The 13709-nt window shown below is 66.8% G+C and carries 12 protein-coding genes; 6 read left to right on the forward strand and 6 right to left on the reverse strand.

Features of this window, described 5'->3' with window-relative positions; translation table 11 throughout:
* Positions 1-84: 84 nt before the first annotated feature.
* The gene (locus tag QK444_RS19840) at positions 85-693 is read right to left on the reverse strand and encodes a DUF305 domain-containing protein (RefSeq protein ID WP_282782444.1); all 609 of its coding nucleotides are present in this window, start codon (positions 691-693) and stop codon (positions 85-87) included.
* Between the two features lie 92 nt (positions 694-785).
* The gene (locus QK444_RS19845; protein ID WP_282782446.1) at positions 786-1472 is read right to left on the reverse strand and encodes a hypothetical protein; all 687 of its coding nucleotides are present in this window, start codon (positions 1470-1472) and stop codon (positions 786-788) included.
* Between the two features lie 163 nt (positions 1473-1635).
* Between QK444_RS19845 and QK444_RS19850 the strand changes: the two genes are divergently transcribed.
* From QK444_RS19850 to QK444_RS19870, 5 genes are all read left to right on the forward strand, one after another.
* Positions 1636-2553 (forward strand): ribonuclease Z, encoded by a 918-nt coding sequence (locus QK444_RS19850; RefSeq protein ID WP_282782448.1) that lies wholly within the window; start codon positions 1636-1638, stop codon positions 2551-2553.
* A 239-nt stretch (positions 2554-2792) separates the two neighbouring features.
* Positions 2793-4469 carry a DUF885 domain-containing protein gene (locus QK444_RS19855; protein ID WP_282782450.1) on the forward strand — a complete coding sequence of 559 codons (1677 nt, stop codon included), beginning with the start codon at positions 2793-2795 and terminating at the stop codon, positions 4467-4469.
* Between the two features lie 82 nt (positions 4470-4551).
* Positions 4552-5970, forward strand: coding sequence for an MDR family MFS transporter (locus QK444_RS19860; protein ID WP_282782452.1), 1419 nt, complete (start codon positions 4552-4554; stop codon positions 5968-5970).
* 132 nt (positions 5971-6102) lie between these two features.
* Positions 6103-7251, forward strand: coding sequence for a methyltransferase (locus tag QK444_RS19865; protein ID WP_282782454.1), 1149 nt, complete (start codon positions 6103-6105; stop codon positions 7249-7251).
* A gap of 44 nt (positions 7252-7295) precedes the next feature.
* Complete coding sequence (locus tag QK444_RS19870) at positions 7296-8219, forward strand: LLM class F420-dependent oxidoreductase (RefSeq protein ID WP_282782466.1); 924 nt, start codon at positions 7296-7298, stop codon at positions 8217-8219.
* Positions 8220-8228: 9 nt separating this feature from the next.
* On the opposite strand, the gene QK444_RS19875 is transcribed toward QK444_RS19870, so the two are convergent.
* The 4 genes from QK444_RS19875 to QK444_RS19890 form a co-directional block, all read right to left on the reverse strand.
* Entirely contained in the window at positions 8229-8738 is a 510-nt protein-coding gene (locus QK444_RS19875; RefSeq protein WP_282782456.1) for a hypothetical protein, read from the reverse strand.
* 29 nt (positions 8739-8767) lie between these two features.
* On the reverse strand, positions 8768-11452 hold the full coding sequence (locus QK444_RS19880; protein WP_282782458.1) for a hypothetical protein: 2685 nt from the start codon (positions 11450-11452) through the stop codon (positions 8768-8770).
* Positions 11453-12053: 601 nt separating this feature from the next.
* Positions 12054-12356, reverse strand: a complete 303-nt coding sequence (locus QK444_RS19885; RefSeq protein WP_282782460.1) for a hypothetical protein — start codon at positions 12354-12356, stop codon at positions 12054-12056.
* Positions 12353-12529, reverse strand: coding sequence for a hypothetical protein (locus tag QK444_RS19890; RefSeq protein WP_282782462.1), 177 nt, complete (start codon positions 12527-12529; stop codon positions 12353-12355). The genes QK444_RS19885 and QK444_RS19890 overlap by 4 nt, the downstream gene beginning before the upstream one ends.
* 432 nt (positions 12530-12961) lie before the next feature.
* Here QK444_RS19890 and QK444_RS19895 point away from each other — a divergent pair.
* On the forward strand, positions 12962-13709 hold a 748-nt coding region (locus QK444_RS19895; RefSeq protein WP_282782464.1), incomplete at its 3' end, for a Bax inhibitor-1/YccA family protein.

Here is a 13709-nt window from a genome sequence, read left to right on the forward strand (position 1 = left end):
CTGGTGTTGGTGGTACGTGGGCCGCGCGCTCGGGCACTTCCCACCCCGCGCCCCGCTGCGGTCAGGCAGCGAGGCGCTGACCACCTACTGCGCCAGCATCCCCCGCATCTGGTCGATCTCGGTACGCTGGGCCGTGATGATCGCCTGCGCCAACTGCTTGGCCTCGGCGTTCACGCCCTGGGCGAGTTCGGTCTCCGCCATGGCGATCGCGCCCTGATGGTGCTCGATCATCATGGTCACCCACTTCTCGTCGAAGGCGTCGCCGCTGGCCAGTTCCAGCGCCACCATCTGCTCCGGCGACATCATGCCCGGCATGCCGCCGTGCCCCGCGTGACCGCCGTCCTCGGTGGGCGCGGGTTCGCCGAAGCTCACCAGCAGCGTGGAGATCTGCCGCATCTCGGGAGCCTGCGCCTGCTCCACGGCCTGCGCGAGCGCGATGAGCTCCGGATTCTCCGTGCGGCCCGGCACCAGCTTCGCCATCTCCACGGCCTGGGCGTGATGCGGATACATCATCTGGAGGAATTCCACGTCGGCGGCATTGAAGTCGCTGCGGGTGGCGCCCGCGGCGGAGGTGGTGGTGTCGCCGCCCACCGCCTGGACCGTCGAGGTCTCGTCGCCGCACCCGGCGGCGATGAGGGCCACCGACGAGACGCCGGTGATGAGGGCGAGCTTGATCCGGCTGGATTCGAACATGTCTGTACTCCTTGATAATTGGCGTGTGAATGTGATGCGGGCAGAGGTGATCGCGCTTCCGCGCTCGGGTTGGCGGAAGCGGGCGCTGCCCATCAGATTCGGAGAATCGCCAATTCGGCCAAGGTGAGAACCGTCCACGGGGGTGGGCGGGCGCGTCGCCCGCCCCACCGGTGCGGGCGGGGTCCGGTGAACTCGGGTCTCGTCCAGCCCACCCAGTACAGGGCCGCGAGTGCCAGTGCCAGCGCGAGTGCCGTCAGCACGAAGACGCAGCCGTGCGATACGGCGTGGTTCGGAGTGCAGTCGCCGCTCGTACAGGACGGTGTGGTCGCGGCGGTCTCGGACGCGCCGATGGTCGTGTCGTGTGCGCCGATGGTCGTGTCGTGCGTGTTGACAGCCGTGCCACGTGCACTGATGGCTGTGCCGTGTGTGCTGAGGCCCGCTGTGGATTCGTGCCGATCGCCTGTGGGCGCGACGTGGTCCGGACGATCGTGGGCTGCGCTCGTCGCGGCGGACGTGCCGGATGCGGCGGGGGCAAAGGTCTGCGCGGCGACGGCCACCGCCATCGCCGCGGACGAAGGAAGCATCCCGGGTGCGGCCTGCGGTGAGGTGTCGGCGCTGTGGGTGAGCAGTCGCGGTGCTCCCGGTGCGGTTGCCCCGTGGTGGCCGCCGCTGCTCGGGGCGAAGGCCGCCGAATGCATGATGACCACCCCGACCAGCAGGACGAACAGGGCCAGCGCGCGAGCGTACCCGGCGGCGCGCGGCGTTTGCTGATCGTCCACGCGGCCAGTGTAGCCTCGTCGCCACGCCGTCCATCTATACCCCCTGCCCGTATTTCGAGCGGGCGTTCCGACGTCGTGTTCCCCGGCGTGGCGGAGCCGGTGGCCGGAACGCGCGGGGTGCTCCGACTCGGGTTCGGCGGCCATAGGCGGTAGCGTGACGCGCGTGTCACAGCGCGAACTGGTCATTCTCGGAACCGCGAGCCAGGTGCCGACCAAACAGCGCAACCACAACGGCTATCTGCTGAGGTGGGATGGGGAAGGGGTGCTGTTCGACCCAGGGGAGGGCACGCAGCGGCAGATGATCTACGCGGGATTGTCGGCCACCGACATCACCCGCATCGGCATCACGCACTTCCACGGGGACCACAGTCTGGGGCTGGCCGGTGTGGTGCAGCGCATCAGCCTGGACCGGGTGCCGCACGCGGTGGACGTGTACTACCCGGCCTCCGGGGAACGGTTCTATCAACGGCTGTGCGATTCCACCGCCTACCGCCACCACGCCGAACTCCGCCCGCGCCCCATTGCCGCCGCAGGCGAATTGCCCGCCCCCGACGCCGGTTTCACGCTGCGCACGGAACCGCTGTCGCATCCGGTCGAAGCCTTCGGCTACCGCATCGACGAGCCCGACGGGCGGCGCATCGTCCCGGACCTGCTGCGCGAATACGGCCTGGCCGGACCCATCGTCGGCGAGTTGCAGCATGCCGGGAGCATTGAGATCGACGGCCGCACAATCGGTCTCGACCAGGTGAGCGAACCGCGTCCGGGCCAGAGCTTCGCCTTCGTCATGGACACCCGCCTGTGCGACGGCGTGTACACCCTCGCCGAAGGGGTGGACATGCTGGTCATCGAGGCCACCTTCCTCGACGCGGAGATCGACCTCGCCGAGGAGTACGGCCACCTCACCGCCGGTCAGGCGGGCAAGGTGGCCGCCGCCGCGGGCGTGCGCACCCTGGTGCTCACCCACTTCTCCCAGCGCTACGGCACCCTCGACGACCACCTCGACCAGGCGCGCGCCAATTTCGACGGGGAGATCGTCGTGGCGGAGGACCTGGCGCGGATTCCGGTGCCGCCCAGGCGATGACGGGTCCCGGACGCTGGTGTCCGAGCACAACGCGGGCCAGCCGTCGGGCGTGTTCGCGAGCGCTTGGAGTCTGAGGTCGCGACACGGCTGCGTTGGATTCGTGCGGGGGTTTCCGAGGCGCTTGTGGCCGGGGGCCTCGTCCCCGTGAGGTCACCGTGTGTCCGGCGTGGCCAGTGCACCGGGAGACGCGTCCGAAACTCTGCCGTGCCGGTGGGTGGGTGTGCGGCATCATGATTCGCATGGACGCACACGACGAGCTGATCGAGCTGGCGGACCGCTTCTGGGATGCGTTCCTGGAATCCTCACCGAGTGAGGCAACTCTGTTGGGGGACAGGCGCTTCGACGACCGCATCGAGGATCTCTCCGCGGCCGCCGACGCCCGGCTGCTCGCCACCTGGCAGGCCCTGCTGGGTGAGGTGGACGCCCTCGATCCGGGACGGCTGTCCGATACCGACCGCGTCACCCGCAGCCTGCTGCGCACCGAACTCACCTCCGCCATCGACCAGCTGGGCTGGCGGCCCGTGGAGATGGCCTCCGATCAGATGACGGGCGTGCACGCGGCCATGCTCACCATGGCTCCGCAGCTCAACGCACCGCGACCGGAGAACGCGGCGGGACTGCTCGAGCGCTACCGGCAGTTCGGTGACCTGATGGCGCAGGCGGTGCAGCGCTTCCGCGACGGGGTGGCCGCCGGGCGCACCCCCGCCCGCATCACCATCGAGCGTTCGCTCAACCAGCTCGACGGTTACCTGGCCTCCGATCTCGCCGCCGACCCCTTCGTCACCTTCCCGGGCCCGCCCGACTGGGACGGCGAATCCGCGTGGCGCGCACAGCTCGCCGAGGTGGCACGCGATGTCATCCGCCCCGCGTTCGCCGCCTACCGCGCGGCGCTCGCCACCGAGCTGCTGCCGGTGGCGCGCCCCGACGACCGCCCCGGCCTGTCCTGGCTGGGTGACGATGGATCCGATATCTACGCCCGCCTGCTGCGCCACCACACCACGCTGCCCGACCTGGGCGCGGAGGAGATCCACGAACTCGGCTTGGCCGAATTGGCCACGCTGCGCACCGAATACGGCGAGGTAGGCGCACGACTGTTCGGCACCGACGACCTCGGTGAAATCTTCACCAGGCTGCGGGAGGATCCGGAGCTGCGCTACCGCGACGGCGACGAGATCATGACCGACGCCCGGCGCTGCCTGGCGGCGGCCGGTGCGGTGATGGGGGACTGGTTCGGCAGGCTGCCCCGGCAGTCCTGCGATATCCTCCCCGTCCCCGAATTCCTGGCCGCGGACGCGCCCGCCGCCTACTACTTCCCGCCCGCCGCCGACGGCTCCCGCAATGGGGCGTACTACGTCAACCAGCACGACGCCAAGGGCCGCAACCGGTACGAGACCGCCGCGGTCGCCTTCCACGAGGCCATCCCGGGGCATCATCTCCAGCTCACCATCGCCAATGAGCTCGAGCACCTGCCGCGATTCCAGCGTCAGTCCTTCTCCAATACCGCCTTCGTGGAGGGCTGGGCGCTCTACGCCGAACGCCTGGCCGACGAGATGGGACTCTACCCGGACGACCTCGGCCGGATCGGGATGCTGGCCGGTGACTCCTGGCGTTCCTGCCGCCTGGTGGTCGACACCGGACTGCATGCCAAGGGCTGGACGCGCCAGCAGGCCATCGACTTCATGGTGGCGAACGCGCCGGTCGGTGTGGAGGAGATCCGCACCGAGGTGGACCGCTATATCGCTATGCCGGGACAGGCGGTCGCCTACAAGATCGGACAGCTCGAGATCCAGCGGCAGCGTGAGCAGGTGCGGCAGCGGCTCGGGGCCGCCTTCGACATCAAGGCGTTCCACGATGTGGTGCTCGGTTCGGGTTCGGTGAGCCTGCCGGTGCTGCGGGAGCTGGTCGCGACGCTGTAGCCGGAAACCCGGTGAGGGAATAGCGGCCCCTCGAATATGTTCGACCCAGTTGATAAGTCGAGCTAACGAGAAGAGGATGCCGATGACAGCCACCGAGGTGCGTCCCGACATCGGCTTCCGGTCCGAGCGGGGGCCGCTGCTCGCCTCCCTCATGCTGGCGACCTCGCTGGTGGCGCTGGATTCCACCATCATCGCCACCGCCGTGCTCACCATCACCGATCAACTCGGCGGATTCGCGCAGTTCCCGTGGCTGTTCTCCATCTACCTGCTGGCGCAGGCGGTGACCGTGCCGATCTACGGCAAGCTCGCCGACATGCTCGGCCGCAAACCGGTCATGCTGTTCGGCATCGCGGTCTTCGCGCTCGGGTCGCTGCTGTGCGGGCTGGCCACCAGCATGGTGGCGCTCATCGCCTTCCGGGCCGTGCAGGGCATCGGTGCGGGCGCGGTGGCGCCCATGTCCATGACCATCGCCGGGGATGTGTACACCGTCGCCGAACGCGCCAAGGTGCAGGGCTATCTGGCCAGTGTGTGGGCCGCCTCCTCGGTGCTCGGACCGGTACTGGGCGGCGTCTTCGCCGAGTACGTGAGCTGGCGCTGGATCTTCCTGATCAATCTGCCGCTCGCCGCGCTGGCCGCGTGGATGCTGGCACGCCACTTCACCGAAAGGGCGACCCGGCAGACGCATCGCATCGACTATCTGGGCGCGGCCCTGCTCACGGTGGGTGCGGGCGCGCTCATTCTCGCCCTGCTCGAGGGCGGGCACGCCTGGGCCTGGGGTGCGCCGACGAGTCTGGCGCTCTTCGGCGGCGGGGCGCTGGCGCTCGTGCTGTTCGGCCTGGTCGAGCGTCAGGCCGCCAATCCGATTCTGCCGCTGTGGGTTTTCACTCGTCGCGTGGTGGTGGCGAGCAGCACGGTGTCACTGCTCATCGGCGCGGTGATACTCGGATTGACCTCGTATGTGCCGACTTTCGCGCAGGGGGTGCTCGGTACGGGCGCGCTGGCGGCGGGGCTCACCGTCGGTGCGCTCACCATGGGCTGGCCGCTGGCGGCTTCCCAGGCCGGAAAGGTGTACCTGCGCATCGGCTTCCGGCGCACCGCCCTCATCGGCAGCACGCTCGGATCGGTCGGGGCGGCGACGCTGCTGCTCGTCGACGCCGATTCCGGTCTGCTCCGGGTGGCGGTCGGCTGTTTCATCGTCGGCACCGGCATGGGCCTGGTGGCGACGCCGACCCTGATCGCCGCGCAGTCCGCCGTCGACTGGACCGAGCGCGGGGTGGTGACCGCGACCAATATGTTCGCCCGTTCGCTCGGGAGTGCCGTCGGCGTGGCGGTGTTCGGCGCGCTGGTGAACTCCCGGGTCGGCGGCAGCGATCATCCCGCGCCGGAGGTGCTGTCCCCGGCCATCCATCTGGTATTCCTCGCCGTCGCCGGGATGGCGGTGGTCATGGTCGCCGCCTCGGCCATGATGCCGCGGGTGCGCGAAGCCTCAGCAACCCAGTGATTCGCAATTTCACTGCGGTAGTTGCGAGTGGTTTGCGAGGTATTGCCGGGTGGTGCAGGCGATCTCGTAACGAGATAGCACAATGAACCGGCCGAATGGGACAGCGTGGCAATGATCTAGCACACTGTAGGTGTGGTTGAGGTCGAGGATGTGTTGAGCCGGTTGCGGCGGTATCCGGATGTGGAGGCGGAGAACCTCTACGCGGTGGACGCCGCCGACCGGCTGATGCTGGATGTAGCGGCGAACTCCCTCGCGGCAGCGGGGGACGGGCGGGTCGCCGTGATCGACGACGGCTACGGTGCGCTCACCCTCGGGGCCATCGCCGCGCATGATCTACGCGGCGTGCGGGTGCATCAGGATCTGCTCACCGGGGAGCAGGCCCTGGCCCACAATGCCCGCGTCGTCGGACTCGCGGACCGCTACGCGGCGCACGAACTCGGCCGCCGCCTGCTCGCGGATGTGCGGGTGGTGCTGCTGCGCCTGCCGCGCGCCCTGTCCGGGCTGGCCGAGATCGCCGACGCCGTCGCCCGCTACGCCGATCCGGAGGTGGAGGTGTTCGCGGGCGGCCGCGACAAGTACCTGACCCCCGCCATGAACGACGTGCTGGGTGAGTCCTTCGGCTCGGTGCGGGCCAGCCGCGGTCGGCAGAAGTCCCGCATTCTCACCGCCACGGATCCCAAACCCGTTGGCGATCCGCCGTTTCCGGTGTGCAACCGGATCGACGACCCTGAGCTCGAGGTGGTGGCGCACGGGGCGGCCTTCTCCGGGCCGCGCCTCGATATCGGCACTCGGTACCTGCTGGAGTTCCTGAAGCGCATGAAACCGGATGCCCGCGAGGCCATCGACCTCGGTTGCGGCACCGGCATTCTCGCGGTGGCGCTGGCCAAAGCCCGTCCGGGACTGCGGGTCACGGCCACCGACCAGTCCGCCGCCGCGGTCGCCTCCAGCCGGGCCACCGCGGCCGTCAACGCGGTCGCCGACCGGGTCACCGTGCTGCGTGACGACGCTATGTCCAACGCGCCCGACAACAGCGCCGATCTGGTGCTCTGCAATCCGCCCTTCCACGTGGGCGCGGCCGTGCACACCGGCTCGGCCATCAAGATGTTCCAGCAGACCGGGCGGGTGCTGCGGCCGGGCGGTGAGCTGTGGACGGTCTACAACTCGCACCTGAACTATCGCGGGGTGATGGAGCGCATGGTCGGCAAGACCGACGTGATCGGGCGCAACCGGAAGTTCACCGTCACGCGGTCGGTGCGCGGCCTGCACGACAGCGGCCGGTAAATCGACCGAACAGTCCTCGGAGCACAATGGACCGCATGGCCCGAATCGATCTTCGAATCTTCACCGAACCGCAGCAGGGCGCGTCCTACGACACCCTCCTCACCGTGGCCAAGGCCACCGAGGACCTGGGCTACGACGCCTTCTTCCGCTCCGACCACTACCTGAAGATGGGCGACGCCGACGGCCTGCCCGGCCCCACCGACGCCTGGACCACCCTCGCCGGACTGGCCCGCGAAACCTCCCGCATCCGGCTCGGCACCCTCATGACCTCGGCCACCTTCCGCCACCCGGGCGTGCTCGCCATCCAGGTCGCCCAGGTGGACGCCATGTCCAATGGTCGCGTCGAATTCGGTTTCGGCGCAGGCTGGTTCGCCGAGGAACACACCGCCTACGGCATCCCGTTCCCGGCCGACAAGTTCCCGCGCTTCGAGGAGCAGCTCGCCGTGCTCACCGGCCTGTGGGGCACCCCGGCGGGGGAGACGTTCAACTTCACCGGCGAGCACTACACCCTGGTGGACTCGCCCGCCCTCCCCAAGCCGGTCCAGCCCAAGATCCCCGTCATCATCGGCGGCCACGGAGCCAAGCGCACCCCGCGCCTCACCGCCCGCTACGCCGACGAATTCAACATGCCCTTCTCCTCGATCGACGACACCGCCGCCCAGTTCGAGCGCGTCCGCGCCGCCGCCAAGGACGCCGGCCGCGACCCGGCCGAGCTGGTCTACTCCAACGCCCTCATCGCCTGCGTGGGCCGCGACGACGCCGAGGTGTCCCGCCGTGCCGCCGCCATCGGCCGCGAGGTGGACGAATTGAAGACCAACGGCCTGGCGGGCAGCCCGGACGAGGTGGTCGACAAGCTCGGCCGATACGCCGACGAGGCGGGCACCAGCCGGGTGTACCTCCAGATCTTGGATCTGGAGGACCTGGACCATCTGGAGCTGATCGCGGACAAGGTCATGAGCCAGCTGTAGTCGGCTTGCTCACGGTTGGTTGGTGGTGTCCGGCTCCGCCGATGGCAGGCGCCACCACCAATGGCTCGACGGAATCCCTTCAGGTATTAACCGGCTTGGCAGTGGCGCTATATCAGGGGCCCGGTCTCGCAGCCATTCATCCATTTCTTCCACAGTCTCGCGATCCTCGGAATCGAATACCTCGGCGGATGGCGGATAGTCATCTATCAGTAGCTGAATGGCAGATCGGCGTACGCACGGCTCGTGCCAACCGTCGACACGGGCGCGGATCGCATAGTCCATGGACATGTAGAGGTAGGAGAAAAGACTTCTACTACTTCTACTCATCAGGGATGCTACCTGAGACCGGAAGCGGTTGAAGTCATCAGGTGAAGACAACTCGTTGCGCACGATACCTGCGTTTACGCCGATCAACATAGACATCGCGTTGGCAAATAACGAGGTCCGTAACGAGTCTTCTTCCGATCCTGACTCATCGATCGCCAGTGCCTTTTGAAAGTCTCTCAAAGCGACTGCCATGCACTGCTTTGCGTCTGGGTAGGATGTGATCACTGAGGGGACACCGCCTTGGGGCTCCCATATGTTGCTATACGGGCTACGCCGCTGGAGTCAACGATCACGATTGTTTCTGTCACGATAGATTTGCCATCCTCTGAGATCTCCCTGTGGAATACAAGCTTAGAACTGCCATCCGCCTTCTCCTCGTAGGAAACTAGTTTACCTTCGCGTACCGTCCGTGCGGCGCTCTCCTGGTACGCTCTGATTACTGATTTGCCAGCTTGCTCTGTTGTTGGTACTTCATCGATGTGCTTCGGGGCATGATAGGCCGCAGCCACTGCATCTCCGAATCCGAGCTTCTCCGATCGTTGCACGGCATTCGCGAGGGCGGTGCCCTTGAGGTTTTGATCGATGGTAATTGGACCCCGTCCGGCGGCTAGGACGGTCTCAACATCGCGGGCTAGATCAGCCGCAACCGCTGAATCGTCGAACTCTCTAGCTACGACTGCATATTTCGACTGGTTCGGATGCAGGCTTGGATTAAAACTTTTGATAGCTTCGCTAAACTTCGTCTTGTAGTATTCATACGCATTGGCGAAGCGCCACGGATTTCCTCTGCCGCCATGATTCAACGCGAATTCGTAGGCTCGGCGATCCATGCCAGGAGACTTCTTGCTGAACGGATTATTTACGACAACATTAGCAACTCGATCACGTCCCGCGTGGTCTGTTGGTAATGGCCCGTAGATATCATCGGGATTTACCCCAGCCCGCTGTAGTCGACTATCGGCGTTGGCGAGTAGCCTGGCTCGGGCAGTCGCCTCATCGCGTGCATTCTGCGCCGCGTCCTGTGCTTCGCGTGCACTGGGACCGCCTTCCACCCGAGTCTCGGATTCTAGTTCGACGGCGCGGTTGCCGGTCGCAGGGTTGTCGGCAGGTCCGGGTTGACCGTTCTGAGGACTGGTTGTGCGGCCCTCGGTTTCGGAGCCGCGGGGTCCGCCATTCGATCCTGTCCGGGGCACACTGTTATCGGTGTTCGATCCCTGTTGGAGTTGTGGCCGCTGGGGCCGGCCGAAGGGGGAGCGACTGCTGAGGCGGGCGAGTCGTCCAGCTCCGCCGGAGGCGATTCCGTCGACGAGTAGCTGAAGTCCGATATTGAGGGCGAGTTGGGAGAAGGTGGGTGCGTTGTTGACTTGGTGGAATCCGTTGTCGTCTTGGACGATGAGGTCGCCGTTGGGGGTACGGAAGTATGCTTTGGCGGGGCCGCCATTCGGGGCATGTATTCGAGTAAGGGGCTCGATCACCTCTCTTTCGTCGGGCGTGAGCCAGAACGCCCAGAATCGGTAGCCGTTACTCCGTACGGGTTCGTCGGCGTCGGCGTCCCGGACCGAGACGCCGTCGGTGCCGGTGGCGCGGTAGTTGCCATCGGCGTCGAAGGGGACGAGCTTGCCGTCTGCTATGCCGATCTGGTTGCCGTTGCTGTCCCACAGAGTGCCGTCGGGTCGAATGTGGTACGTGGCGGGATTGCCCCACTTGTCGACAGCGGTGTGGTCGATGACGCGGGTGATTCCGTCGACGTCGGTGCTTTTATCCAGCAGCGGTGTGCGGTCGCTGAGCCGCTGGATGTTCACGTAGGTGAACGGTTTTCCAGTGGCCGGGTCGATGGTGGTGATCGTGTCGACTCGCCGATCGTTGGTCCAATCCTCATGCCGGTTGAACTCAATGCCTGCCGCGTCGGTCCATGAGTACTCGCTACTGAGGTCGAAGCCGGTGCGTGTGGCGTTGGTGCTGGTCGTGAACACGCGGCTCGGCAGGGCGGTTGGATCCACGTTCGGTTTGAACTGAGTGGTGAGCACCCACGGTCGGTCCGCTCCATCGCTGCCGCCGTGGTGTTCTTCCAGTCCGAGGTCCCCGCCGGGGAACCGCAGATCGCGTAGCTCCGTGTCGGCGGTCGTTTCGACGTTCACCGTAACGCCGGTGGTGTCGTATGTATCCTCGCGAGGCGTCGCCTCTCCAGGCTCGGTGATAGTAGTGTGCGTCCACGGCCGGTCGCCGCCGTCACTGCCACCACCCTGGGTAACGTCGATGATCACGCCGTTGGTCTGCACGAACCGCCAATACCGTTGGCCTAATTCGTCGATGCGCAGTGATGCCTGGGTGCCATTGTTCTCGACCCAGTACACGGCAGGGCCGCCACGCTGCGGGGCCTCGAGCCCTTCGGGCAGGATCAGCTCGACCCGGTCGGCGTCCAGTTCAGCTGGCGTCGGCGCGGGGCTGGGCGTCGGTACGTGCGTGACTCCAGGATCAGGGTTCGGTTGAGGGGCTTCGGCGGGACTGGCCGGCTCTGGTTCAGGGCGGAGGTGGGCACCCGGGTTGGGGACGGTGCCCGGCTGTGGCCGTACGAATCCGTCCTCGTCGAGTTCGGAGAAGGCTTCGGGATCGGAGATCTGTGTCGCCTGCGGGATCGTCGGCGCGGGTGTGGGCTGCTGGGTTGGTGCGAAAGACTGTGCTGGGCGGGGGCTTTCGGGCTGTGGGCGGGGCTGGTTGGTGAATGCGGCGGCGATCAGGTCTTCCCCGGCGAGGATGCGGTGCAGGATGCGGGCCGCTTCGGCTTCGTTTTTCACGGTGAAGTTGTGAATCCGGTGTGTGACCGGCCCGGCTTCGCCTGCTGGGGTGTGGTCGGCGGGAGCGCCGGGTGTCCAGTTCAGCCATGTCGGGGTGGTGGGGGCGTGCATTATGACCTCCTCCCGGCAGTCGCAGCGACGCGGTGTGCGGTAGACGTTGACGTGGGGTGCGGAGGGTTGTGTCGGTGATCGGGGCGGGTGGGTGCAGATCGTTTGTTGTCGGGCATGGGAATTGACGGGCTTTCCGGGTGTGGGCATGAAAAATCCCAAGCCGGGTGCCTGGCTTGGGATGAAGGGGTGGGGTTGATCAGCGCGCGGTGCGGCGGATCGGAGCCCGCTCGCCGTAGGGCGACGCGGGCAGTGCGGTATGGGCGGCGCGGTCCTGCTAGCGAGAGGCCGCGTTGAATGTGTTCAGCCCCTTAGAGTTTCGACTCCGAGGGGCTGTGATCGGTCGCGACGGCTGTTCGCCGGGCGTCGCACGCGGTGCACACAACCTACGGAGAGGAGGCGGGTGTGATGCGCTGCGGAGGGCGCCGATGATGGTGGCGGGGAAGAAGACTCGGTACCGTCGGCGTTGCGGAGACGTAGTTGTGCCGCCAGCAAAAGTGTTACTTAAGCGATCGCCGGTGTCAAGATCGCAGGGTAATTTCCCCAGAAGTAGCACGTCACAGGGTTATTGCCGGCCCGATCGCGGTTGTCCGGGTGGTCGAGTTCACGGCGTGTGTGGATTGCGGCGGGTCGCCTCCGCCAAGCGGGTGAACACTGTACCTGGGTCCAACCCCATCTCGGTGAGTTCCCGGATAGGGATCGCGGACGGGTCGCACAGCATGTGCAGCAGCAGATGTTCCGCGCCCATGCGCGTGGCTCCCTCGGCGGCGGCCAGCCTCAGCCCGTGGTGCAGCAGTTCCCACAGCCGGTGGCCGCACTCGACGGCACCCGCGACACGGTCGCTCTCCATCTCGTAGTAGCGGCGTACGCGGGCGAGGCGGTCCTGTTCCCATTCCTCGTCGGTCATGCGCGGTTCCGGTTGGAGTCCGGGACGAGCTTGCCCGCGTCCACCAGCGCCCAGTAGGCGGCGGCCTTGGTGGCGCAGATGTCGGGGTGGCAGTCGATATGGACTTGCATGGCGAGGTTGGGGCGGCTGCGTCCCCACTCGTGGTTGTCGTGGCGCAGGTAGTCCAGGCTCACGACGGCCACCCCCGCGACGGCAGGTAGGTGCGCTGCGCTTCGGTTTCCAGGCGGGCTTGGATGTCGGCGAACGACAGACCGTGACGGTGCCGGTTGGCACGCCGGGTTGGGAAGGGCGGATGGAGCGGATGGTCCAAGACCTTCGCATCGAGTTGGAGACTTCTCGGCGGTCTGGCGAGGCAACGCCCTGTGGATAACCGTCCAGTGATGGCTGTGGCGACGATTTGGGGCATCCGACGGCAATCGCGGCTAGGGTCGTGGGCCAAGTGTGATCGGCTCTGCCGTGAGTCGGTCAACAGACCGACCACGCGGTAAAGTCCGATTTGTCTGAAACGCGGTGGGTGTCGGGAACTGACAGTCGCCGCCGGACGTTGGAGACTGTAGAACGAGGCCACGAGTGTCGTGAGCCACGACTCCAGAAAGGGACGCGCCTTGCGCACCACAAGCAACCCGGTCTTCCGGAACCTGTCGCCGCAACAGCAGCAGGGCGGCGGCTACGCCGGATTTGGTTCGGCGGCCGCTGGAGCCGGACAGTTCGCACAGCAGCAGCCGTACGGGTACGGCCAGCCTCCGGGCGGCTACCCGCCGCAGGGCTACCAGCAGATGCCGGTGCCGACCACTCGGCCGATGACCATCGACGATGTGGTCACCAAGACCGGCATCACGCTGGGCGTGGTCACCCTCGGCGCGGTCCTGTCGTACGGCCTCACCTCCTACAACCACAACCTGGCCCCGCTGTTTGTCATCGTTGGCGGCCTGGTGGGCCTGGGTCTGGTGCTGGTCGCCAGCTTCGGGCGCAAGCAGGACAACCCGGCCATCGTGCTGAGCTACGCGGCGTTCGAGGGCCTGTTCCTCGGTGCGCTGTCGTACATGTTCACCGGCGTCGAATTCGGCGGCGTGGGCGGTGCGGGCATGATCGCGCAGGCGGTGCTCGGCACCTTCGGCGTGTTCTTCGGCATGCTGGTCGTCTACAAGACCGGAGCCATCCGGGTCACCCCGCGCTTCACCCGCATGATCGTCGGCGCCATGATCGGCATCCTGGTACTGGTGCTGGGCAACTTCATCGCCGCGTTCTTCACCCCCGGCGGCTTCGGCCTGCGCGACGGCGGCCCCATCGCCATCATCTTCAGCCTGGTGGTCATCGCCATCGCCGCGTTCAGCTTCCTGCTGGACTTCGACG

The organism is Nocardia sp. CC201C (assembly GCF_030010695.1).
GTDB classification, from domain to species: Bacteria; Actinomycetota; Actinomycetes; order Mycobacteriales; family Mycobacteriaceae; genus Nocardia; species Nocardia otitidiscaviarum.